Origin of the sequence: Snodgrassella alvi, assembly GCF_040741455.2 — a bacterium.
Taxonomy (GTDB): Bacteria; Pseudomonadota; Gammaproteobacteria; order Burkholderiales; family Neisseriaceae; genus Snodgrassella; species Snodgrassella alvi_E.
On record NZ_CP160328.2, the window covers coordinates 602,431 to 625,845 of the forward strand.

Annotated in this window: 21 protein-coding genes; 16 read left to right on the forward strand and 5 right to left on the reverse strand. The window is 43.4% G+C overall.

Features of this window, described 5'->3' with window-relative positions; translation table 11 throughout:
• Nucleotides 1-12 precede the first annotated feature (12 nt).
• Nucleotides 13-540, reverse strand: a complete 528-nt coding sequence (locus ABU615_RS02785) for a C40 family peptidase (protein ID WP_367644512.1) — start codon at nt 538-540, stop codon at nt 13-15.
• Between the two features lie 329 nt (nt 541-869).
• On the opposite strand from ABU615_RS02785, the gene ABU615_RS02790 reads away from it, so the two are divergent.
• Together ABU615_RS02790 and dapC are read left to right on the forward strand one after the other, a co-directional pair.
• Nucleotides 870-2,039 carry an NAD(P)H-dependent flavin oxidoreductase gene (locus ABU615_RS02790; RefSeq protein WP_370389170.1) on the forward strand — a complete coding sequence of 390 codons (1,170 nt, stop codon included), beginning with the start codon at nt 870-872 and terminating at the stop codon, nt 2,037-2,039.
• Between the two features lie 187 nt (nt 2,040-2,226).
• Nucleotides 2,227-3,414, forward strand: a complete 1,188-nt coding sequence (gene dapC / locus ABU615_RS02795; RefSeq protein ID WP_370389171.1) for a succinyldiaminopimelate transaminase — start codon at nt 2,227-2,229, stop codon at nt 3,412-3,414.
• A 92-nt stretch (nt 3,415-3,506) separates the two neighbouring features.
• Here the strand turns inward: dapC and ABU615_RS02800 are convergent, their stop codons facing one another.
• Nucleotides 3,507-4,379, reverse strand: coding sequence for a YicC/YloC family endoribonuclease (locus tag ABU615_RS02800; protein WP_367487708.1), 873 nt, complete (start codon nt 4,377-4,379; stop codon nt 3,507-3,509).
• 162 nt (nt 4,380-4,541) lie between these two features.
• On the opposite strand from ABU615_RS02800, the gene rph reads away from it, so the two are divergent.
• From rph to xerD, 8 genes are all read left to right on the forward strand, one after another.
• Nucleotides 4,542-5,279 carry a ribonuclease PH gene (gene rph / locus ABU615_RS02805; RefSeq protein ID WP_370389172.1) on the forward strand — a complete coding sequence of 246 codons (738 nt, stop codon included), beginning with the start codon at nt 4,542-4,544 and terminating at the stop codon, nt 5,277-5,279.
• Nucleotides 5,280-5,483: 204 nt separating this feature from the next.
• Nucleotides 5,484-6,725 (forward strand): aspartate kinase, encoded by a 1,242-nt coding sequence (locus ABU615_RS02810; protein ID WP_370387004.1) that lies wholly within the window; start codon nt 5,484-5,486, stop codon nt 6,723-6,725.
• Nucleotides 6,726-6,833: 108 nt separating this feature from the next.
• Nucleotides 6,834-7,766 (forward strand): tRNA 2-thiocytidine(32) synthetase TtcA, encoded by a 933-nt coding sequence (gene ttcA, locus ABU615_RS02815; protein ID WP_370387367.1) that lies wholly within the window; start codon nt 6,834-6,836, stop codon nt 7,764-7,766.
• 6 nt (nt 7,767-7,772) lie between these two features.
• The gene (locus ABU615_RS02820; RefSeq protein WP_370389173.1) at nt 7,773-9,011 is read left to right on the forward strand and encodes an MFS transporter; all 1,239 of its coding nucleotides are present in this window, start codon (nt 7,773-7,775) and stop codon (nt 9,009-9,011) included.
• An 87-nt stretch (nt 9,012-9,098) separates the two neighbouring features.
• Nucleotides 9,099-9,482: a hypothetical protein gene (locus tag ABU615_RS02825; protein WP_367487699.1), complete on the forward strand. Its 384-nt coding sequence runs from the start codon at nt 9,099-9,101 to the stop codon at nt 9,480-9,482.
• Nucleotides 9,483-9,520: 38 nt separating this feature from the next.
• On the forward strand, nt 9,521-9,967 hold the full coding sequence (locus ABU615_RS02830; RefSeq protein WP_370387369.1) for a peroxiredoxin: 447 nt from the start codon (nt 9,521-9,523) through the stop codon (nt 9,965-9,967).
• Between the two features lie 25 nt (nt 9,968-9,992).
• Nucleotides 9,993-10,418 (forward strand): methylated-DNA--[protein]-cysteine S-methyltransferase, encoded by a 426-nt coding sequence (locus ABU615_RS02835; protein ID WP_370389174.1) that lies wholly within the window; start codon nt 9,993-9,995, stop codon nt 10,416-10,418.
• The gene (gene xerD / locus ABU615_RS02840) at nt 10,412-11,311 is read left to right on the forward strand and encodes a site-specific tyrosine recombinase XerD (RefSeq protein ID WP_370389175.1); all 900 of its coding nucleotides are present in this window, start codon (nt 10,412-10,414) and stop codon (nt 11,309-11,311) included. The genes ABU615_RS02835 and xerD overlap by 7 nt, the downstream gene beginning before the upstream one ends.
• Before the next feature lie 287 nt (nt 11,312-11,598).
• Here xerD and ABU615_RS02845 read toward each other — a convergent pair whose 3' ends face one another.
• The 3 genes from ABU615_RS02845 to tgt all read right to left on the reverse strand — a co-directional run bounded on the left by ABU615_RS02845 (nt 11,599) and on the right by tgt (nt 15,861).
• Entirely contained in the window at nt 11,599-12,801 is a 1,203-nt protein-coding gene (locus tag ABU615_RS02845) for a hypothetical protein (RefSeq protein WP_370389176.1), read from the reverse strand.
• A 448-nt stretch (nt 12,802-13,249) separates the two neighbouring features.
• The gene (gene argH / locus ABU615_RS02850) at nt 13,250-14,632 is read right to left on the reverse strand and encodes an argininosuccinate lyase (RefSeq protein ID WP_370389177.1); all 1,383 of its coding nucleotides are present in this window, start codon (nt 14,630-14,632) and stop codon (nt 13,250-13,252) included.
• Between the two features lie 113 nt (nt 14,633-14,745).
• Complete coding sequence (gene tgt, locus ABU615_RS02855; protein WP_100156751.1) at nt 14,746-15,861, reverse strand: tRNA guanosine(34) transglycosylase Tgt; 1,116 nt, start codon at nt 15,859-15,861, stop codon at nt 14,746-14,748.
• Between the two features lie 243 nt (nt 15,862-16,104).
• Between tgt and thrS the strand changes: the two genes are divergently transcribed.
• The 6 genes from thrS to pheT all read left to right on the forward strand — a co-directional run bounded on the left by thrS (nt 16,105) and on the right by pheT (nt 23,348).
• A complete protein-coding gene (thrS, locus tag ABU615_RS02860) occupies nt 16,105-18,012 on the forward strand; it encodes a threonine--tRNA ligase (RefSeq protein WP_370386997.1) in 1,908 nt (635 codons plus the stop codon).
• A gap of 21 nt (nt 18,013-18,033) precedes the next feature.
• Nucleotides 18,034-18,552 carry a translation initiation factor IF-3 gene (infC, locus tag ABU615_RS02865; RefSeq protein ID WP_100141263.1) on the forward strand — a complete coding sequence of 173 codons (519 nt, stop codon included), beginning with the start codon at nt 18,034-18,036 and terminating at the stop codon, nt 18,550-18,552.
• Nucleotides 18,553-18,831: 279 nt separating this feature from the next.
• The gene (rpmI, locus tag ABU615_RS02870; RefSeq protein WP_037405875.1) at nt 18,832-19,029 is read left to right on the forward strand and encodes a 50S ribosomal protein L35; all 198 of its coding nucleotides are present in this window, start codon (nt 18,832-18,834) and stop codon (nt 19,027-19,029) included.
• A 12-nt stretch (nt 19,030-19,041) separates the two neighbouring features.
• Entirely contained in the window at nt 19,042-19,398 is a 357-nt protein-coding gene (gene rplT / locus ABU615_RS02875) for a 50S ribosomal protein L20 (protein WP_025330521.1), read from the forward strand.
• A gap of 273 nt (nt 19,399-19,671) precedes the next feature.
• Nucleotides 19,672-20,661 (forward strand): phenylalanine--tRNA ligase subunit alpha, encoded by a 990-nt coding sequence (gene pheS, locus ABU615_RS02880; RefSeq protein ID WP_100141264.1) that lies wholly within the window; start codon nt 19,672-19,674, stop codon nt 20,659-20,661.
• A gap of 329 nt (nt 20,662-20,990) precedes the next feature.
• On the forward strand, nt 20,991-23,348 hold the full coding sequence (gene pheT, locus ABU615_RS02885; RefSeq protein ID WP_370389178.1) for a phenylalanine--tRNA ligase subunit beta: 2,358 nt from the start codon (nt 20,991-20,993) through the stop codon (nt 23,346-23,348).
• The last annotated feature ends 67 nt before the right edge of the window (nt 23,349-23,415 follow it).

The window sequence follows — 23,415 nt, forward strand, 5'->3', positions numbered from 1 at the left end:
TCTTTTTTTTGATTAACGGGCAAACAGCGTTCGTGCACCTGTAAAACGCTGGCTGAAATAGGGTTGATCCAGTCTGGCCGTACGAATCACACCGTTACTGGAAGGAGCATGAATAAATTCACCGTTACCGATATACAACCCCATATGAGAATACGTCTGACCCGAAGTATTGAAAAAAACCAAATCCCCGACCTGCAGATCGCGCGTACGAATTGGAGCAGAAACAGCGGCTATATCTCGAGCAGTACGGGGTAGCCTTACTTGCAAAGCTTGCTGGTAAACATATTGCACCATACCACTACAATCAAAACCATTATCACGGGTACTACCACCATATCGGTACGGGGTGCCTATCAGACTCAGGCTTTGCAGCATTAATTCCTGGCTGCCTGCCCGGTGGCTGATTTTAGTAATCCGGATAGGAGCCAGATGGTGCTGACTGGCAATCTGAACTCCTTTTCGTTTTCCAGTACCACAGGCCGAAAGAAACAGAATCAGCGCGCCTAAAACGGCACGCCGCTGTGCATTACATGCCATCATTCATTGATACCCTGTGTGATTAACTGATTCATCCCTACTACGGAAATATAACATGAGTTGGTAATAATTTCTCTAAGCAAAAAGGCTTAACTGATTATCATTACAATACCTAACCTTGTCGTACAAAACCCACAAAAGAGCTTACAAAGCCTGATTTAAACGCCCTTGCCGACTTTTATTTTCTTGACAGTAGCTTTGCGCAAGAATAGAGTAGATACACTAATTTGTAAAAACCAGCTGAGAAACAGACGCCTGTCCGCTTTTTCAGCCGCAATTATAACACTTTAGTTGTAATGACACTCATCGGGCATCAAGAGACAGGAAGCAGCATGCAGGACTTTGCACCACTCATTATTCGCAATCATCATCTCATTCCGATAGTACAGGGAGGGATGGGCGTAGGTATTTCCGCGTCCAAACTGGCCAGTGCCGTAGCACGTGAAAATGGTGTTGGTACCATTGCAAGTGTAGATTTGCGTCATCTACATCCCGATTTACTGGAACAATCTAAAGAAAATCCCACCCAGGAAAAATACGATTCCCTCAACCGGATTGCTTTAGACCGAGAAATCAAAGCTGCCTTGGCACAGTCAGAAGGACGTGGCATGATTGCAGTAAATGTCATGAAAGCGGTAAAAGACCATCAGGCAATGGTACAGCAAGCCTGTGAATCCGGTGCTCATGCAATCGTAATGGGTGCAGGCTTGCCATTAGATTTACCTGATATGACCGAAAATTTTCCTGACGTTGCTCTTTTGCCGATTTTGTCCGAATCCCGTGGTATCGCCATTGTCATCAAACGCTGGATGAAAAAAAACCGGCTTCCGGATGCAATTGTAATTGAGCACCCAGCACATGCAGCCGGTCATCTTGGAGCTGCCACAGTAGCCGGAGTCAATGATGAACGCTTTGAATTCAAACGAGTTTTAACCGAAACATTTGAATTATTTAAAAAACTGGATTTAGAGCGGGAAAAAATTCCTTTAATCATCGCTGGTGGGATGGCCAACTTTCAGAAAATCTCCACCGCCCTGAAAGAATGGGGTGCCGCCGCAGTACAAATAGGTACAGCCTTTGCCGTTACGCAGGAAGGTGATGCACATATCAATTTCAAAAAAACACTGGCTGGTGCTGAAGGTGAACAAATAGTTGAGTTCATGTCTGTTGCCGGTTTACCAGCGCGCGGTGTCAAAACCAAGTTTCTAGACAGCTACTTGAAACGAGAAAGCGTTTTACAGGCCAATGCCAAAGCAGATCCACGACGCTGTACACAAGGTATTAATTGTTTATCTGTATGTGGTCTACGTGATGGACTGGAAAAAGTCGGCCAATTCTGTATTGACCTGAAGTTGGCTGCAGCTTGGCGCGGTGAAACTGACAAAGGTTTGTTTTTCCGCGGTAAAGATCCTTTACCTTTTGGCAATGCTATGCGTACTGTTAAAGAAACCATTGACTATTTATTAACCGGACATATACAGGCTGAACAAAAATCTGCCTGAGTGTTCATTTTGTTCATTAAGCCACTTAATATGTGGCTTTTTATTTATTCATTAGCTTTATACATACTTAATACGCTTAAGTCTGCCAGCAACTGAATAAGCGCAGTAATAAAAATTACAACTTACTGCTGCGGTAAACAGATTGGTGGTAGTATCAAAGTATAGAAAATTTGATGCATATACCACTATGAATCCAAAACTAGAATTATTACAACCCTATCCTTTTGCCCGCCTGCGTAAATTAACGGATGGATTAGAACCGCCACCCAATCTACAACCTATATCTTTACATATCGGCGAACCAAAGCACCCCACACCTGCAGTGCTTACGGACGCATTGCAGCAACATCTGGACGGACTTGCTGTATATCCCCTTACGGCGGGGATACCTGAATTAAAAGAAGCCTGCGCCCAGTGGCTAAACCGCCGATATGATGGTTTAAGTGTCAATGCTGAAAGTGAAGTGCTGCCAGTTTTAGGTAGTAGAGAGGCATTATTTGCTTTTACCCAAACAATTATAAATACAAGCAGCGAGTATAAACCAGTCGTAATTAGCCCTAATCCGTTTTATCAGATATATGAAGGAGCTGCTTTACTGGCTGGCGCACGAGTAGAATATGTCAATTGTCGGGCACCACACTTTGTGCCCCAATGGGAGGAAATTGATAGCAACACATGGTCGAAAGTGCAGTTGGTATTCGTTTGTTCACCAGGCAATCCAAGCGGTGCCGTCATGAATCTAGAAGAATGGCAGAAATTATTTGCCTTACAAGACAAATATGGCTTTGTTATAGCGTCAGATGAATGTTATTCAGAAATTTACTTTGATGATAACAATAAACCCTTAGGAGCTTTGCAGGCTGCAACCCTATCGGGACGAACATTTGATAATTTAATTATGTTCACCAGCCTATCCAAACGCTCTAATGCACCAGGATTGCGTTCGGGCTTTGTAGCTGGCGACAGCAAACTCTTGTCCAGTTTTTTACTTTACCGTACCTATCATGGTAGCGCCATGAGTCTACCGGTACAGTACGCCAGTATTGCTGCATGGAGTGATGAACAGCATGTAATCGAAAACCGACAACTGTACCGAGAAAAATTCGATAAAGTCATTCCGATTCTACAACGCAAATTCGCTATCCATAAACCCGATGCTTCTTTTTATTTGTGGCTATCCGTACCCGACTGTGATGATTTAGCCTTTACACAAAATTTATGGCAAAAAGCAGCAATCAGAGTATTACCTGGTCGCTATCTTGCACGCAATACTCCTTATGGCAATGCCGGTGCCGGTTATGTCCGCATTGCATTGGTTTCCAGTGTAGAAGAATGCATTGAGGCTGCCAATCGAATGGTTAATTTGTCTTTCTAACAGCATCTTCAAACAAATACGCAATAACATAAACCAGAAATACCTGTATATATATACAGATATTTCTGGTTTTTAATTTTACAATGCTATAACTATTCTACATTCTGTACCTGTTCACGCATTTGTTCAATCAGCACTTTCAGCCCTACTGAAGCCTGAGTACATTCAATGGCAATGGCTTTACTACCCAGCGTATTCGCTTCACGGTTAAGTTCCTGCATCAGAAAGTCTAGACGCTTACCTACACTACCATTATGCTCCTGCAGAAGACGTCTTGTTTCTGCGATATGTGTATTCAGCCGATTTAGCTCTTCATCCACATCAGCCTTTTGCATAAACAGTACAAATTCTTGTTTCAGACGTTCCGCATCTACCTGTGCCACAGCTTCGCGTAAGCGTGTTTCGGACTTATTCATATAATCCTGCAACAATTGAGGAAACAGCTGCTGTATTGCGGCCACAATATCGCTCATATCATTTAGCCTGTTCAACAGATGCTGTTGCAGTTTCTCTCCTTCTCGAGCCCTTGCAGCCTTAAGTTCGGATAATACTTGCTTGAGCAATGTCTGCACACCATTTAATAAGACATCATCATCCTCTGAAGTGGCCATAAGCACACCAGGGAAATGAAGAATATCGGCCACTGTTAACTTACCCAAATCCTTATGCTGGCGACGCAACTGATGATTAAATGCAGCCAGCTGCTCTACCAATTGATGATTGATAGGCAGACTTTCTGTATTCTGATTAGGTAATGTCTGAATCTGTATGCGGCATTCCAGTTTCCCACGAGCCACTTCCGCACTGATTAATTCACGCATCTGTCCTTCAAAAGGACGTAATTCCTCTGGTACTTTAAACTGAATGTCTAGATAACGATGATTTACAGCCCTAAGCTCAATGTTGATTTGACGACTACCAAATTGTCCTGAACCGTTTGCATAGCCAGTCATACTGTATAACATATTATTTTCCTTAAACCGTTTATTCCTGCCTGATAATATTCAAACTGGCAATATAATCAAGTATAACGAAATCCGCTTAATTCATAAAAGACCTAATTAGTATGATGAACAGCATACAAGTAATATAATGTTTACTTTACTACCCCTTCCTCTCCAGCCAGCATGAAAACCAATACAGTACCTAACCGCACCAACCGTGCAAACGATGAACCGCGCCAACTGACGATTGTTCCGCATTTTTTGCCTCATGCTGATGGTTCCGTACTTATCAGCTGCGGTAATACCAAAGTTATCTGCACAGCCACCATCGATGAAAATGTACCTCCTTTTTTGAAAGAAAGCGGACGTGGCTGGGTGACTGCAGAATATGGCATGCTGCCCGCTTCTGCCAACGGGCGCATGCGCCGTGAAGCAGTAGCTGGTAAACAGACTGGTCGAACACAGGAAATCCAGCGCCTGATTGGCCGTTCCTTACGGGCAGTAGTAGACATGAAAAAGCTGGGCAGCCGCCAAATATTGATTGATTGTGATGTAATTCAGGCTGATGGAGGTACCCGGACCGCCAGCATAAGTGGTGCTTTCGTCGCGATGTCTCTGGCTGTAAGCAAACTGCTTACCCAAGGCATCATCATAGAAAATCCCATCCGTGAAGCAGTTGCCGCTATTTCTGTTGGTATGCTTGACAACACATTGTTACTTGATCTGGATTATCCAGAAGATTCAAACTGCGATGCTGACATCAACATTGTTATGACTGCATCAGAGCAATTAGTGGAAATTCAGGGTACCGCAGAGGGTGCCACATTTAGTATCCAGCAGTTGAGTCAACTAATCAATCTGGCACAAAAAGGCATCCGTTCTATTCTTGCTGCTCAGCAGGACGCATTAAAAGCCAAGTAATTCAAACAAATACCACTAACTATTATCTAAATTTAAAGATAATTTAAAACAAGCCGCTTGAATCTGACAAAATACTGATTCAGCGGCTTGTTTTTACATGATAAAAATGCTACAAAGAACGCCCTGACTGGATAAATAAGCAGATAGTGTTTACACAGTCTCTCCTTTTTTGACAATAAAACAACTCAGAAAGCAAGCAGTATTATGGCGTTAATCGTACAGAAATACGGCGGTACCTCAGTAGGTTCAGTAGAACGCATTAAAAACGTAGCGCGTCGGGTAGCACAGGCCAAAGCCAATGGTGATGATGTTGTCGTAGTGGTTTCCGCAATGAGTGGCGAAACCAATCGCCTAGTTGCACTGGCTCATGAAATACAGGAAAAACCCAATCCACGCGAAATGGATGTTGTACTTTCAACCGGAGAGCAAGTTACGATCGGCCTTCTAGCCATGGCTTTACACAGCATTGGAGTAGATGCCAAAAGCTATACCGGCTGGCAGGTAGCGGTAAAAACCGATTGCGCTCACACCAAAGCCAGAATCGATGCAATTGACGAAATTCGCATTCGTAGCGATCTGAATGCAGGTAAGGTTGTCATCATAGCAGGCTTTCAGGGTGTAAACGCGAACAACGACATCACTACGCTAGGCAGAGGCGGTTCTGATACCTCAGCTGTGGCTCTGGCCGCAGCATTGAAAGCAGACGAATGCCAGATATATACCGATGTAGACGGCGTCTACACAACCGACCCGCGGGTCGTACCAGAAGCACGGCGTCTAGAAACCATTTCATTTGAAGAAATGCTAGAACTGGCTAGTTTGGGGAGCAAGGTTTTGCAAATCCGTTCGGTAGAATTTGCCGGCAAATACAAAGTGCGGCTGCGCGTCTTAAGCAGTTTGGAAAACAGTGGCAAAGGTACTTTAATAACGTTTGAAGAGGATCAAGATATGATGGAACATGCGGCAGTATCCGGTATTGCTTTTGATAAAAATCAGGCTCGAATTAATGTGCGTGGTGTGCCGGATACACCGGGAATGGCTTCTCAGATACTCGGTGCCGTAGCCGATGCCAATATTGAAGTAGACATGATTATCCAGAATGTAGGTTCTGCAGGCACCACAGATTTCTCTTTCACCGTACCACGTAGCGATTATCAAAATACATTGGATATTCTGCATGAAGTGCAGAAAACTATCGGTGCCCGCGAAGTTTGCGGCGATGATACCGTATGCAAAGTTTCCATTGTTGGCATGGGCATGCGTTCACATGTAGGCATTGCCTCCACCATGTTCCGCACATTAGCGAAAGAAAACATCAATATCCAAATGATATCTACTTCTGAAATCAAAGTATCCGTGTTAATTGATGAAAAATATCTGGAGCTGGCTACGCGCGTGCTACATCAAGTATTTGAGCTTGATAAAGAACCATCCCAAAGAAATTAAAACATCTATTTAATTCTTGTAAAGTTTACAAACGGCCGGCCGAGTCACATCAGTCGGCCTTTAATTATTGTACAATGGCAGCTATTTGTTTAAATTATTGCTGCATCCATGTCCCATACACCAAAACACGAATACGAAAACAACAAGCTGGTCAAACGGCTCCGTCATCAGGTTGGTGCTGCTATCAATGATTTTCAGATGATTGCAGACGGCGACAAAATCATGGTTTGCCTCTCAGGTGGCAAGGATAGCTATGCATTGCTGGATATCCTGCTGCGATTACAAAAATCCGCTCCTGTACGGTTTGAGATTCTGGCCGTTAATCTGGATCAGAAGCAACCAGGCTTTCCAGCGCATATTTTGCCGAATTATCTAAGCAGTCTGAATGTCCCGTTTAAAATCATTGAAGAAGATACATATAGTGTTGTCAAACGCGTGATCAATGAAGGTAAAACCACCTGCGGGCTGTGCAGCCGTTTACGGCGCGGCATTCTGTACCGAGTAGCAAAAGAAAATGGCTGTACCAAAATCGCTTTAGGTCACCATCGCGACGACATTTTGGAAACCCTGTTTCTTAATATGTTCTATGGTGGCAAGCTTAAAGCCATGCCTCCCAAACTGTTATCAGATAATGGCGAGCACATCATCATCCGTCCTCTGGCTTATGTTAAAGAAAAAGACCTCATTCGCTTTGCACAAATCCAGAATTTCCCCATTATTCCATGCAATCTTTGTGGCTCTCAGCCCAATCTGCAAAGACAGGTAATTAAAGATATGCTGCAACAGTGGGATAAAACATTTCCCGGACGGATTGAATCCATGTTTTCCGCCTTGCAGAACGTCATACCCTCTCATTTGGCAGACACTCAGTTATTTAACTTCGTAGCGTTGCAACAAGGACAAAAACTGCCACATGGTGGCGATACAGCTTTTGACCGTGAATATTATCCAACTACACCAACGCTGGCACAGACCGGCGAATTTACACAGCTTGCAACCACAGTAAAACCTATTATTAACATTTTAGATTCCCGACATTAAGCCCCTATGAATCAATCAAGAAAAAAATTAACTCCCGCTAAAGCCATGGTCGCCGCCATTAGTGGCTACGCCATGGATGGTTTCGACCTATTGATACTGGGTTTTATGCTCAGTGCCATTAGCACAGACCTTGGTCTCAACGCTTCTCAGGCCGGTTCTCTCGTCACATGGACCCTAATTGGCTCAGTTGTTGGCGGCATTGTATTTGGTCACCTAAGCGACCGATTCGGCCGTGTGCGCATGCTCTCACTGACCATTCTTATGTTTGCCGTATTCACTGGCCTATGCGCCATTGCACAGGGCTACTATGATCTGCTGATATACCGAGCACTAGCTGGCATGGGCCTAGGCGGGGAATTCGGTATCGGCATGGCCATGATTGCAGAAGTCTGGCCAGCAGCAAAGCGCAATCGTGCCTCAGCATTTGTCGGCATAGGCTGGCAGCTCGGCGTACTGGCTGCCGCATTCATTACCCCATTTTTGCTCAGCATTATTGGCTGGCGCGGTATGTTCTTAGTCGGATTGTTTCCGGCTGTGGCCTCTTACTTCATCCGTCACGATACCAGCGAACCAGAGCAATTTACCCGTGAACACAAAGCAAAAGGTGAGCTGTCTTTTTCAAATCGCCTGTGTTTACTGATCAAAGACCGTCAGACGGCCAAAACCAGCCTTGGCATCTTCATTCTCTGTGCAGTACAAAATTTCGGCTACTACGGTTTAATGATATGGATGCCCAGCTATCTGGCCAACAAACTGGGCTTCAGCCTCACTGCATCCGGTAATTGGACAGCAGTCACCGTAATCGGAATGATTATCGGCATCTGGCTATTTGGATTTCTCGCCGACCATTTTGCACGCTGGAAAATTTTTCTGATTTACCAAATAGGTGCCTTTATTATGGTGGCGCAGTATGCCCAATTACAGGATCCTACCGCCCTGCTAATCTGTGGGGCCATCATGGGACTATTTGTTAATGGCATGATTGGTGGTTATGGTGCCCTCATATCCGATAATTTCCCACCGCATGTGCGCGCTACAGCTCAGAACGTCCTCTTCAACCTTGGTCGCGGAGTTGGCGGTTTTGGACCACTTGTTATAGGTTTTTTTGTAAAAGAATGGTCTTTCTATGCCGCCTTGTGCTTACTAGCGTCCATCTATCTGTTAGACATCATAGCAACCCTGTGGCTGATACCAAAACACAACCAAACCCCATCCAAAGACGATAGCCTTGGCGTAATAGGCTGATAAACCAGCCTGACTGATTAAATTTTCCATCAGTGCAGTGGTACAATACCCTGCACTAATTTTTTAGCCATTATTCAACAAATAAACATGACCACACTAAACAAAATTATTCTCTTTACCGACAAAGACGGCTTTGCCCGTTTTAAAGAAGAAAAAATCGAATTAAGCGAAGGCAATGAAAAAAGCCGCTTATCCACATGGATGAATGCGGAAGGTCTACAATTACGCCAAAGTCCGGTTGGCTTTGCCAGCGACTTTCACTGTACCGGCAAACCGCAATGGCTATTTGTACTACAGGGCATCATGGAAATCGGCTTGCGTGATGGTACAACCCGCCGCTTCGGACCTGGTGAATATTTCTATTCTGCAGACACCCTACCAACAGGTGTCTCATTTGATACAAACATTCACGGACATTGCAGCCGCCTGATTGGCGATAAACCGCTGATTACCGCTTTTATCCGTGACTAAATTAACAACATAAAAATCCATACAAAGGAAAATATAATATGTCAGAATCAATGCTTTTCACTCTGCCAGACGCTGAAGACAACAGCTTCAACATTGCCGAACACCTACCCGCCGTTGTCTATTTTTATCCCAAAGACAACACCCCAGGCTGTACAACCGAGGCACAGGAATTCAGCGCCTTACTACCTCAATTTAAACAACTTGGCTACAGCGTAGTGGGCATATCCCGCGATACAGAAAAAAGTCATCACAACTTCATTTGCAAATATCAACTCAACGTCACCTTGTTATCCGATTGCGAAGAAAATGTATGCCGACAGTTTGACGTACTCAAAGAAAAAAACATGTATGGCAAAAAAGTATTCGGTATAGAAAGAAGCACCTTCATTCTAGATAAAAATGGCAACATTGTGCAGGAATGGCGCAAAGTCAAAGCTGCCGGCCATGCTCAGACCGTTTTAGATACATTACAAAATCATGTCTAGTTACCTCTACAATGCCCCTTGCTGCATGCTAATTGTAGATTGCCACCCGCTGAATAACATACAGGGCATACGCTGGCAAAAAGACACAACAGAAAAAATGCCCGAATTAACCGGTTTCTGGGCACAACAGCTTGACGCTTACTTTGCCGGCACCCTGCACAATTTCAATCTTTCACCCTCATCCGCAGGTACTGAATTTCAGCAGCGCGTGTGGCAGGTTATCGCCTCCATACCATATGGGCAGGTAGTCACCTACGGCGACATAGCGCGCCAATTGGGCAGCGCCCCCAGAGCTGTGGGGCAAGCTTGTGGTAAAAATCCTTTACCTATTATCATTCCCTGTCACCGAGTAATTTCAGCTACTGGTCTAGGTGGATTCAGTCTGAGCAACGATAGTTTCGAACTGGGTATCAAACGCTGGCTACTTACCCATGAAAATGCCACATGGTAACCCAAGCCTTACCAGCAGAATTGCTCGAACCAATTGAATCATTACTAGAGCATTTATGGCTGAGCGAACAACTGGCTTTTAACACTCTCGAAAGCTACCGACGCGATCTAAGCAAAATAGCCCAACGCTTACATGCACAGCAACTGAACTGGTCCAACGTAGACGCGTTATCACTGGCCACTGCCCTATTTATAGATACAGAAAAGCCATCATCACAAGCGCGCGCCTTATCAGCATGCAAACGACTGTTTAATTGGATGCAAGAATACAATCGGCGGCAGGATTTACCCACAGAGCAACTTCAGATGCCGAAAAAAGGGCAGCATCTGCCCGATATCATATCTGAAAGCCAGATAGATGCCTTGCTGGCAGCTCCAGATACTGAATCGATACATGGTTTGCGCGATAAAGCTTTACTCGAACTAATGTACGCCACCGGATTACGTGTCAGCGAAGCTGTCAACCTGCACATAAACGAAATTGATTTACAAAACGGCTTACTTAGCACCATCGGTAAAGGCAACAAGCAACGCATGGTACCTCTTGGCGAAGAAGCCACAGACTGGCTACAAAACTACTTTACACATGCCAGACCTGCCTTACTTAAAAGAAAAGCATGTGATGCCGTATTTGTCAGCCAGAAAAAAACCGCCATCAGCCGCCAGCTTGCTTGGATGATTGTAACCAAATATGCAAGCGCTGCCGGTATTCATCACCTTAGTCCGCATGGATTACGCCATGCCTTTGCCACACATCTGGTTAACCACGGAGCCGATTTGCGCGTCGTCCAACTTCTGCTGGGACATGCAGACATAGGGACCACCCAAATCTATACTCACGTTGCCAATGAACGCCTGAAACAACTGGTACATGAGCACCACCCACGTGGCTAAAACAATTTATATTCAAGTGAAAATTTTATTTTATATAAATATCTTACCAATCAGTCAACTAGTTGCCTAATCTGAAAGCGCCGGAATCAGTTTATCTAATACATCATAATGACATCAAAAAATAATTAGAAGCTAACTATTAAAATCTTTTATTTAACCTGCTTACTCCAACATTTTTTTATGCTGATCCCAAACGGACACATAATGCATCATCCAATAAAATAGCCAGCACGCATTGCATACTGGCCACACTGTATTCGAACTAATAATATAAACACCAAATAATATTAAAATAAACCTAAGCCAGATCCAATATTCACAGAATTCTGTGGCGTAGGCTGCATCGTAAATTTCGGACTTCCGGTATAGTCAAACTTGATCCGATAGTCCATTTTAATTGCTTGCTTAAATTCTTTAACTTTTTCCAAAGGGATTTCCATTTCAGTTCTCATCCCAGTAATACGTCCCTTAGAATCCAGATAAAAATTATATATAATCGGTGAAGAGTTATTTTTCAACTGCTGAATAAAATAAGCAGCTGGTACACCAAGCCTGCCATTATCATCACCAGTATAGATAGCCGTCAAACCATCAACAACATTTTGTAAAACCGCATAATCCTGTGGTTGATATTTACTATCCGATCCGGCTTTAGCAGCAGCCTGCTTCAAACTTTCAGAAATGCTTTTCAGCATAGCTATATCATACTTCAAACTCATTGCATAGTTTGAATTCAGCCTAACCTGATATTTAGCTTCCAGATTTTTACCGAATTCATCTAAATCAACCTTTGTAAATGCATTTGCATCCATAGCAGCATAACCATCATCTACAGATTTAGGTAGGCTTTTAAGCAAATCTTCAACCGGTAAATGCACCAGTCGTTCTTGTGGTACGGCTACTTGCAAATATCTGTCCCCCACTACTCGAGTAGGATTTGATTGCTCATTCATAATATCTGAGATATTAGTTATCGCAGAGGCATCCACATACACTGCGAAATTATTAAAATCAATATAGGTTGGAAATTTATAAGAAACTAAAGCATTTTTGTTTTCATAGCGCAATTCCGGAATAACTTCCACACGTCCTTTCGGCATATCCACTGCACCGGTGAAAGGAATGGTAAAAGATTTACTCAATAAATTTAGTACCCTATTTAACGACTTCATTTGCTTCTTATAGAAATCTCTTTCATCTGCAGCTTCTGATTCTTCATCCGAATTCGAATCTAAATCCACGTCAAAGGCATCACTTGCGTTATGTTCAATTACATCAGAATTTTTATCAGCTATATCTGCATTAACCTGATTTGGTACATCTAGTTTAAGCGTGCCCGAAAAATTGTACTGATTGTCCTCCTTCATCATCCGCTGCATACCAGCGCGAACCATCTTATCAGGAGATTGTTCTATCTTAGAATACCCACATGCAGATAACAATCCGCCCACAGTAAGCGCCAAAATTAATTTAGTCATTTGTAATTGCATAGTTTTCCCTTGAAAACAAAATTCAAAAAAATTTAAATACGTTAATTATTGTAAATGATATACGCAAACTATACCAGCAAATCATAAATTTCATGTATGGCTAAAATCAAATATGATTTATCACCATATAATTAATTACAAACAAACCTATCTGTAATTATATTTAATAAATACCTAATAAACAGCAAATTACCTGAAACATCATTTACTTATAGCTTCTGACTGCATTAAACAATGACATCAATACACACCTTGTCCCCTTATTTCTGATTTTCGCATACATCATAAAATGGCACTCATCAATCACGATAGATTAAAAACCGACAATTGCTCATAATCATAAAAATATGACATAAAAATAGTATAATTTTTTTTCCGGATATAAAAAAACAGACAGAAAAATCTGCCTGTTTTTTTCAATAAGACATATCAGCCCATACAATTAGAACTAACTACTCTGTAAACACTTACGCCAGCGAGCCACCTGTGCCCGAACCTGCTCAGGTGCCGTACCACCTATATGATTACGAGCATTCAAACTGCCTTCCGGCGATAATACCTGATAAACATCTTCCTCAATCAAACCAGAGAAAGACTGCAGCACATCCAGAGGTAATTCGCTTAATTCTTTTTGCTGTTCTTCAGCAAGACGTACAGCACGTGCCACCACCTCATGACTGTCACGAAATGGTAAACCCTTTTTCACCAAATAATCAGCTAGATCAGTTGCCGTAGCAAAACCCTGTAAAACCGCTGCTCGAAGATTTTTAGGCTTCACACTCACACCACGCATCATATCGGCATAAATCCTCAGTGTGTCAACCAACGTATCTACCGTATCAAAAAGAGGTTCCTTGTCTTCTTGATTATCTTTGTTATAAGCCAATGGCTGCGATTTCATCAAGGTGATCAGCCCCATCAAATGTCCGACCACCCGCGCACTTTTTCCGCGCACAAGTTCCGGTACATCCGGATTTTTCTTTTGCGGCATAATGCTCGACCCTGTACAGAAACGGTCGGCAATATCAATAAAGCCGAAGCACGGACTCATCCAATATATCAGTTCTTCACTCAGCCTTGAAAGATGCATCATAAGAATCGATGCGGCTGCAGTAAACTCAATAGCAAAATCCCGATCTGATACCGCATCCAAAGAATTTTGACATATAGCCTCAAAGCCCAGTAATCGCGCTGTCACTTCCCGATTTATCGGAAAAGTTGTCCCTGCCAGCGCGGCCGCACCCAGAGGCATCCGATTAACTCGATGGCGGCAATCTTGCATTCGCTCGCAGTCTCGTCCCAGCATCTCCACATACGCCAGCATATGATGACCAAAGCTCACAGGCTGAGCCACCTGCATATGCGTAAAGCCAGGCATCACCACCTCTGCATTTTTTTCAGCCAAATCAACCAGCGCAGACTGCAAATCATTGATAAGCAACACAATACGGTCAATTTCCTCACGCAGCCATAAACGGATATCCGTCGCTACCTGATCATTGCGACTTCGACCGGTATGTAGACGTTTACCGGCATCACCGACTTTCTGCGTAAGCAGATGTTCCACATTCATATGAACATCTTCCAAATCAACTGACCAGTTGATTTTACCGGCAGCAATTTCATGTAGAATTTCCCGCATACCCTGCTGAATTGCGTTCAAATCTTCCGCACTAAGCACACCAGCCTGCTGCAACATCTGCGCATGTGCCAGAGAACCCTCAATATCACATTGAGCAAGACGCTGATCAAAAGTAATCGATGCAGTGTACTGCTTTACCAACTCACTAACCGGCTCATGAAAACGGCCCGACCAGGCTTTTTCACCCATACAACTTTCTCCACTATATTCTATAAAAACACAAAACATTGCTGACAAATTTCAGCTATCAGCAACAAAATATATACACTTACAAAACAGCACCACTCTCGACAGAAATAAACCTACAAAACACCTCGGGCACGATCAGCATGAAAACGCATTTGAAATTCATTAAATTTACCCGCTTCAATAGCCAGACGCATTTCTGCAGTCAGAATCTGATAATAGCGTAAATTATGAATAGTATTTAATTGAGCACCCAGAATCTCACCCACACGCTGCAAATGATGCAGATAAGCACGACTGAAATGCTGGCAAGTGTAACAATCGCAGCTTTCATCCAGCGGGCGCTGGTCATGGCGATAGATAGCATTACGGATTTTCACATCTCCAAAGCGTGTAAACAGCCATCCATTACGCGCATTTCGTGTTGGCATCACACAATCAAACATATCAATACCATACGCCACACCATATACTAAATCTTCTGGCGTACCCACACCCATCAGATAGTGTGGTTTATTCGCCGGAAGTTTAGGTCCAATAGCACGTAAAATACGATACATCTCAGGTTTTGGCTCTCCCACCGAAAGACCACCTACAGAGAGACCAGGAAAACCGATTTCTTCCAAACCAGCAAGCGACTGCTCACGCAGGTCTTCATACATTCCGCCTTGCACAATACCAAACAAAGCATTCGGATTATTCAGACGTTCAAATTCGTTTTTACTACGCTCCGCCCAACGCAAACTCATCTGCAAAGATTTTTCTGCTTCTCTTGCATCCACATTTCCATCAGGGCATTCATCCAGCTGCATCACAATATCAGAATTCAGCACCGTCTGAATCTGCATGGATATTTCAGGTGATAAAAACAGCTTGTCGCCATTAATAGGACTTCGGAAAGTACACCCTTCTTCTGTTAGCTTCCGCATTTGCGCTAGCGAAAATACCTGAAAACCACCTGAATCCGTCAATATCGGCCGCTTCCAACCTATAAAATCATGCAGACCACCAAAATCACGGATAACATCCAAACCCGGTCGCAGCCAAAGATGAAACGTATTACCCAGAATAATCTGCGCCTTAATTTCTTCTAGAGTACGTGGCGACATTGCCTTTACTGAACCATAAGTTCCCACCGGCATAAAAACCGGCGTCTCCACCGTACCATGATTCAATTCAAGCGTACCACGGCGCGCAAAACCATCCGTACGCTGTAAAGTAAATTTCAGCATATAACTTATTTAATATCAAAAAATATGACAGAATTTCCCATTATAGCCCAAACCTACACATTTCGCCGGGCAAGCATTGCCAAGCAAAAACCAAATCGTTAAAATAAATTCCTTAACTGAAGCGAAAGTTCATCAGAACTGACGCATTAAATTATCCCATTAATTTATAAATATAAACAAAAGCGGCCATCTGATATTCTCACTCGTAACAAACGAGACCGGTCTGTTGTTTGTGGAGTATGCATGTTAAACATTACCTTGCCAGACGGCTCAGTTCGTCAGTTTGAAGCGCCTTTAAGCATTGCCGACATTGCCGCTTCCATAGGTACAGGCTTAGCCAAAGCCGCCATTGCCGGTAAAGTTAATGGCAAATTGGTAGATACATGTGATCAAGTAACAGAAGATGCTCAAGTCAGCATCATTACTGCCAAAGACAAAGAAGGTGTCGAAATTATTCGTCACTCCTGTGCTCATCTGGTTGGCCATGCTGTAAAGCAACTGTACCCTGAAGCCAAAATGGTTATCGGCCCTGTAATCGAAGATGGATTTTATTACGACATCTGGTACGAACGTCCCTTTACGCCCGAAGATATTGCAGCAATTGAAGCCCGCATGAAAGAACTGATTGCACAGAATTATGACGTAATCAAAAAAGTTACACCGCGGGATGAAGTTATCAAAGTATTCACTCAGCGGCACGAAGATTACAAACTGCGCCTGATTGAAGACATGCCTGATGAAAAAGCCATGGGTCTATATTATCATCAGGAATATGTAGACATGTGTCGCGGCCCACATGTTCCCAACACCCGCTTTCTTAAAAACTTCAAACTCACAAAACTTTCAGGCGCCTATTGGCGTGGTGATGCTAAAAACGAACAGTTACAGCGTATTTACGGCACCGCATGGGCTACCAAGGAAGATTTGAACGCCTACATCCAGCGTATTGAAGAAGCAGAAAAACGTGACCACCGCAAACTGGCCAAACAAATGGATTTATTCCATTTGCAGGACGAAGCACCGGGTATGGTATTCTGGCATCCAAAGGGCTGGTCATTATGGCAGATAATCGAACAACACCTGCGTCGTGAACTAGCAGCTGCTGGCTATCAGGAAATCAAAACCCCAATGATTATGGATCGCAGCCTTTGGGAAAAATCCGGTCACTGGGATAATTACAAAGAAAACATGTTTATTACCGAATCGGAAAAACGTGTTTACGCAGTAAAACCCATGAACTGTCCTGGTCATATCCAAATTTTCAATCAGGGTTTACGCTCTTATCGCGACCTTCCCTTGCGTCTGGCCGAATTCGGTTCTTGTCACCGAAATGAACCTTCTGGCGCTCTACACGGCCTGATGCGCGTACGTGGCTTTACACAAGACGACGCTCATATTTTCTGTACCGAAGACCAGATAGTCAGTGAAGCCAAAGCATTTAACGAACTGGTCATGCGCATTTACCGCCAGTTTGAATTCAATGATGTATCGGTTAAATTATCCCTTCGGCCTGAAAAACGTGCCGGTTCTGATGCCATATGGGACAAAGCGGAACAGGGTTTACGCGAAGCTCTGACTGCCTGTGGCGTAACATGGGAAGAATTACCCGGTGAAGGCGCATTCTACGGCCCGAAAGTAGAATATCACATTAAAGACGCATTAGGCCGTTCGTGGCAATGTGGCACTATCCAGCTGGATTTTGTATTACCAGAACGTCTTGGTGCTGAATATGTCACCGAAGAAAACGGCCGCGCCCGACCAGTAATGCTACATCGAGCCATTTTAGGTTCATTAGAACGTTTTATTGGTATTCTGATTGAACATCATGCCGGCGCATTTCCGCTTTGGTTAGCACCGGTACAAATGGTGATTATGAATATCACTGAAGCACAGACAGAATATTGTCAACAACTTGCCACGCGATTAACCGCAGAAGGCTTCCGCGTGCATTTAGACTTGCGTAATGAGAAAATTGGATACAAAATCCGAGATAACAGTACGCAACGCCTTCCCTATCAACTGGTTATAGGCGAGAAAGAAAAACAGGACAACAAGGTTGCCGTACGCAAACGCGGCGGCGAAGATTTGGGTCAGATGGATATTGAAACATTCATTAGCCAGCTGAAACAAGAAGCCTTGTCTCTTCATTAAACGTGAATAAGGAGTACGACCATCGCTCAAGAACGCGAAGCACGCATCAACGGTGAAATCACCATTAAAGAAGTGCGTTTGATTGGTCCAACTGGCGAACAGTTGGGTGTAGTATCTACTCAGCAGGCCATGAAATTGGCTGAAGAGAACGATGTGGATCTGGTGGAAATTGCCCCTACCGCCAAACCACCCGTCTGCAAATTAATGGATTTTGGTAAATACAAATACGAACAATCCAAAAAACGCGACGAACAGCGCAAAAAGCAAAAACAGGTGCAGGTAAAAGAAATCAAATTCCGCCCTGGTACTGATGAAGGTGACTATCAGATTAAAATGCGCAACATTGTTCGCTTTTTAACAGATGGCGATAAAGTAAAAGTCACGCTGCGCTTTCGTGGACGTGAAATGGCTCATCAACATTTAGGAGCAGAACTACTCAAACGCATTCAAGCTGATTTGATTGAAATCGGCACTGTTGAGCAGTTTCCAAAAATGGAAGGTCGCCAAATGGTGATGATAATCGCACCGAAAAAGAAATAATTATTAAACTCAGCCTGTCTTATAAAAACCTCATTTTACTCACCTGAAATGAGGTTTTTCATATATTGACTCAAGCAACCTAAATAATCACAACAGGACTGTGTCAGCAGAAGCATACCACAGCGATATTGTCTTAACGACGCAGATATATTATAATCCTCGTCCTTGTGCATCGCCGCTGTGCGCAAAGAATATTCAGGCGGCAAAAACCGTGGTGTGCGGGTCAAAGTGCTGTATACAGCCACCCCTCGCCTGATCAAACAACAATGGAGTTTTCCCATGCCGAAAATGAAATCCAAATCTAGCGCAAAAAAACGCTTTAAAGTATTGGGTAACGGTGGTGTAAAACGCGCTCATGCGTTCAAACGTCACATCCTGACGAAAAAAACCACTAAAAACAAACGCCAATTGCGTGGCACCTCTTTGGTGAATGAACGCGATATGGCTTCTATCCACAAAATGTTACCCTACGCTTAAGGAGTTTGAACTATGCCTCGCGTAAAACGTGGTGTTACCGCTCGTGCACGTCATAAAAAAGTTTTAGCGCTAGCCAAAGGCTACCGCGGCCGTCGTAAAAACGTCTATCGTATTGCCAAACAGGCAGTAATGAAAGCCGGTCAATACGCCTATCGTGACCGTCGTCAACGCAAACGTCAATTCCGCCAGTTATGGATTGTACGTATCAATGCCGCTGCACGTCAGAACGGTTTGTCTTACAGCAAATTCATGAATGGCCTGAAAAAGGCGGCTATTGTTATCGACCGCAAAGTACTGGCTGATCTGGCTGTATTTGATCAAGCTGCGTTTGCTCAGCTGGCCGCACAGGCAAAAGCTGCTTTAGCCTGATAAGCAGATTCTGGAAAAAAGGAAACTTCGGTTTCCTTTTTTTTCATTCCTGTTTTATCAAACTTTTTAATTATATTTAAACTGATGGCTTAACATTGTTTATCGCATGAATTTCGCGTTAAAATAAGCTTTTAGCAAAAAATATATTATAGCGTGTTATATACCTCGTTTTGTCCGCTTCAGATTCGGTATTATTTACAATTCCAGCATTTTTAAAAGCAAGACAAAGCATTACACATCTCTTCGGTTTATATTTAAGTAAAGAATCTTGTTATGGAAAACGCCAACCGCATCGTTGCCGAAGGCATCGCTGCTGTTCAATCAGCTACTGATTTACCTGCATTAGAATTGGTAAAAGCCCGTTATCTGGGCAAGACAGGTGAACTCAACGCCCTATTAAAAACACTAGGAAAAATGACACCGGAAGAACGCAAAACCACCGGTGCGCACATAAATGAGTGCAAAAATCAGTTTCAGTCTGCCTATAACCAGCAACGTGATGCACTGAACGAAGCCAAACTGCAACAACAGCTGGCGGCCGAAGCACTGGATGTGACTCTGCCCGGTCGCGGCGAAAATATAGGTGGTTTACATCCCGTAACCTTAACCTTACAGCGGATTGTAGAACTGTTTCACAGCATGGGATTCACCGTAGCCGATGGGCCGGAAATCGAAGATGATTTTCATAATTTTCAGGCATTGAATATTCCACCAAACCATCCTGCTCGCGCCATGCAAGACACATTCTATGTCGAAAATGGCAACGTACTACGTACCCATACATCTCCTATTCAGATACGCTACATGCTGGACAAAAAAGAGCCGCCGATTCGCATTATTGCTCCAGGACGCGTATATCGGGTAGACTCAGATGCCACCCACTCACCAATGTTTCATCAGGCAGAAGGATTGTGGATTGAGGAAGGTGTGACCATGGCCGACCTTAAAGCGGTATTTACCGATTTTATCCGTCGCTTTTTTGAACGTGATGATTTACAGGTACGTTTCCGCCCTTCATTTTTCCCATTTACCGAACCATCAGCTGAAATTGATATCATGGGTGAGCGAGGTTGGCTCGAAGTCGGCGGATGCGGCATGGTGCATCCAAATGTATTAAAAAACGTCAATATAGATGCTGAAAAATATACAGGTTTTGCCTTTGGCATTGGTCTGGACAGATTTGCCATGCTGCGCTACGGAATTAATGATTTGCGCCTTTTTTTCGACAATGACCTGAATTTTCTGAAACAGTTTCAGGATTAACTACAAAGTGTCTGTTAAAAGTAATGAACTTGTTTTAAGCCAATCCCTGAATTATCCAATTCAGGCATAGCCGAAACAAAACAACATTCATTACCACTGATATAAGATTAACATCAAAGCGTAATCATCTCACTAGTGAACGACTGATGAATTTTTATGGTTAAAAAATTATTCACCCTATAACAAACTAGAATAATTCATCTTAACCTAATACGAATTCCAAAAGCGAAGTTACATAATTTACAGATTAAACAATCCTGTAACAACTGCAGACCAGCAAACCCAACACTTTTGGATGAAACTGCAACAGAATACATACTGGAAGCATTATGCAATTTTCTCAACAATGGTTATATTCATGGGTCAATCCAGACCTGTCAGCAGACCAGCTGGCACATTTACTCACCATGGCCGGACTTGAAGTAGAAGAAACCAGACTGGCTGCTCCCACCTTCACAGGTGTAGTAATTGCTGAAGTAAAATCAGTCATTAAACATCCTGATGCTGACCGGCTCAATATCACACAAGTAGATGCCGGCACAGGCGAACTGATACAAATTGTATGTGGTGCTCCCAATGTACAGCCAGGAATCAAAGTACCTTGCGCGTTACCAGGCGCCATTTTGCCAGGCGATTTTAAAATCAAACCCACCAAAATGCGCGGTCAAGTATCCAATGGAATGCTGTGCTCAGCAAAAGAATTAGGTCTGCCAGATGAAGTTAATGGTCTGCTGATTCTGCCTGCAGATGCACCTATCGGTGAAAACATCCGCAACTATCTGGAATTAGATGATCATCTGCTCACCCTCAAAATCACACCTAACCGTGCAGACTGCCTCAGTATAAAAGGAATAGCACGTGAAGTAGGTGCATTAACTCAGTCTAAGTTACATCCGATTGAAATTGTGCCTGTCCAAGCAAACATCGAAGCTAGCCAACCAGCCAGCATCGAAGCACCACAAGACTGTGGCCGCTTTCTTACCCGAGTTATCCGTGGCGTTAATTCACAATCAGCTACACCGGCATGGCTAAAACAACGACTGGAACGCAGTGGATTGCGGAGTATCAATGCTTTAGTTGATATCGGCAACTATGTCATGCTAGAGCTTGGGCAGCCAATGCACATGTTTGATGCTGATAAAATTACCGGTAAGCTGAATATTCGTCGTGCTCATGATGGTGAAACTATTACCTGTCTTAATGACAAAACTGTCACCCTCTGCAGCAATACACTTGTAGTAGCTGATGAAAAACAGGTATTGAGCATTGCTGGGCTGATGGGTGGTATAGAAAGCTCAGTTACTAACGATACCCATAATGTAGTCATCGAAAGTGCATGGTTTACTCCAGACATCATTGCCGGCAAAGCTCGACAGTATGGTTTTGGTTCAGACTCATCATTTCGTTTTGAGCGAGGTGTGGATTTCAATTTACAGCAACAAGCCATCGAACGTGCCACAGCCCTGATACAAGAAATCTGCGGAGGTGATATCGGTAATATCACTGAAGCAACAGGAAACCTGCCTGACACCAAAAAAGTCCGAGTACGCACCAACAGAGTAGCCAAAGTACTGGGAGTAAATATTTCTGCAGAGAATATAGGAATTATTCTGCAACATCTAGGCCTGAATCCACAAATATGCGAAGACGGTTTCACGGTTACATCACCCAGCTTTCGCTTTGATATTGAAATTGAAGCAGATCTTATTGAAGAAATCGGCCGCGTTTTCGGATATGACAATATTCCAGACAACCATACCAATGGCAAACTGAACATGGTAGCCCTGCCGGAAACACAGAAACCATTATTCAGTGTCTACCACCAGCTTGCCAATAACGGCTATCAGGAAGTTGTCAGCTACGCCTTTGTAGAAGAAGCATGGGAACAAGATTTAGCCGGCAATACTAATCCGATTCGCCTGCAAAACCCGATTGCCAGTCAGCTAAGTGTCATGCGCTCTACCTTGTTTGGTGGCTTGATAGAAATTCTGCACAATAATCTAAACCGTAAACAAAACCGGGTAAGATTATTCGAAGTGGCACGCGTGTTTCACAAACAGAATGAAGCATATGTCCAGACCAAAAAAATTGCTGGTCTTGCTTATGGTTCTGCCCTGCCAGAACAATGGGCCGCAACCACACGTAATGTGGATTTCTATGATGTCAAAAACGATATTGCCGGTTTAATCAGTGCTGATACTGTTGAATATCGCGCAGCAGAACATCCGGCACTGCATCCGGGCAGAACGGCAAAAATCATCATTGCTGATAAAGTAGTCGGTGTTATCGGAGAACTGCATCCACGCTGGACACAAAAATACGATTTACCTCAATCACCGATTCTATTTGAGCTAAATCTAAGTGCTGTATTATCGCAAGACAGAATTACTTACCAACCAGTATCCAAATTTCAGCCCGTACGACGTGATCTGGCTTTTATCCTCCCAGAGCAAATAACTGCTGAACACTTACTTAACACTCTGACCAGTGTTAAACATTCTTCCATACAGGAAATCGCTATTTTTGACGTTTATAGAGGTAAAGGTGTCCCTGAAAACATGAAAAGTCTGGCTGTAAAAATTATTCTGCAAAGCCCTGAGCAAACACTGACCGATGAAGAAGTAGACTCAGTAATAACAAAACTCATAGATACAGCAGGTACAATTGACGCAAAATTACGCGTTTAGAATTTTACCCAGACATCCTAAACGATTAAAATTTTACTTACTTGATAACACAAATCAATTTGTGGAT

What these genes read in the sequence shown, in the direction of transcription:
- ABU615_RS02785 (WP_367644512.1), bottom strand. Translation starts at nt 540, where the DNA reads ATGATGGCATGTAATGCACAGCGGCGTGCCGTTTTAGGCGCGCTGATT.
- ABU615_RS02790 (WP_370389170.1), top strand. Translation starts at nt 870, where the DNA reads ATGCAGGACTTTGCACCACTCATTATTCGCAATCATCATCTCATTCCG.
- dapC (WP_370389171.1), top strand. Translation starts at nt 2,227, where the DNA reads ATGAATCCAAAACTAGAATTATTACAACCCTATCCTTTTGCCCGCCTG.
- ABU615_RS02800 (WP_367487708.1), bottom strand. Translation starts at nt 4,379, where the DNA reads ATGTTATACAGTATGACTGGCTATGCAAACGGTTCAGGACAATTTGGT.
- rph (WP_370389172.1), top strand. Translation starts at nt 4,542, where the DNA reads ATGAAAACCAATACAGTACCTAACCGCACCAACCGTGCAAACGATGAA.
- ABU615_RS02810 (WP_370387004.1), top strand. Translation starts at nt 5,484, where the DNA reads ATGGCGTTAATCGTACAGAAATACGGCGGTACCTCAGTAGGTTCAGTA.
- ttcA (WP_370387367.1), top strand. Translation starts at nt 6,834, where the DNA reads ATGTCCCATACACCAAAACACGAATACGAAAACAACAAGCTGGTCAAA.
- ABU615_RS02820 (WP_370389173.1), top strand. Translation starts at nt 7,773, where the DNA reads ATGAATCAATCAAGAAAAAAATTAACTCCCGCTAAAGCCATGGTCGCC.
- ABU615_RS02825 (WP_367487699.1), top strand. Translation starts at nt 9,099, where the DNA reads ATGACCACACTAAACAAAATTATTCTCTTTACCGACAAAGACGGCTTT.
- ABU615_RS02830 (WP_370387369.1), top strand. Translation starts at nt 9,521, where the DNA reads ATGTCAGAATCAATGCTTTTCACTCTGCCAGACGCTGAAGACAACAGC.
- ABU615_RS02835 (WP_370389174.1), top strand. Translation starts at nt 9,993, where the DNA reads ATGCTAATTGTAGATTGCCACCCGCTGAATAACATACAGGGCATACGC.
- xerD (WP_370389175.1), top strand. Translation starts at nt 10,412, where the DNA reads ATGGTAACCCAAGCCTTACCAGCAGAATTGCTCGAACCAATTGAATCA.
- ABU615_RS02845 (WP_370389176.1), bottom strand. Translation starts at nt 12,801, where the DNA reads ATGCAATTACAAATGACTAAATTAATTTTGGCGCTTACTGTGGGCGGA.
- argH (WP_370389177.1), bottom strand. Translation starts at nt 14,632, where the DNA reads ATGGGTGAAAAAGCCTGGTCGGGCCGTTTTCATGAGCCGGTTAGTGAG.
- tgt (WP_100156751.1), bottom strand. Translation starts at nt 15,861, where the DNA reads ATGCTGAAATTTACTTTACAGCGTACGGATGGTTTTGCGCGCCGTGGT.
- thrS (WP_370386997.1), top strand. Translation starts at nt 16,105, where the DNA reads ATGTTAAACATTACCTTGCCAGACGGCTCAGTTCGTCAGTTTGAAGCG.
- rpmI (WP_037405875.1), top strand. Translation starts at nt 18,832, where the DNA reads ATGCCGAAAATGAAATCCAAATCTAGCGCAAAAAAACGCTTTAAAGTA.
- rplT (WP_025330521.1), top strand. Translation starts at nt 19,042, where the DNA reads ATGCCTCGCGTAAAACGTGGTGTTACCGCTCGTGCACGTCATAAAAAA.
- pheS (WP_100141264.1), top strand. Translation starts at nt 19,672, where the DNA reads ATGGAAAACGCCAACCGCATCGTTGCCGAAGGCATCGCTGCTGTTCAA.
- pheT (WP_370389178.1), top strand. Translation starts at nt 20,991, where the DNA reads ATGCAATTTTCTCAACAATGGTTATATTCATGGGTCAATCCAGACCTG.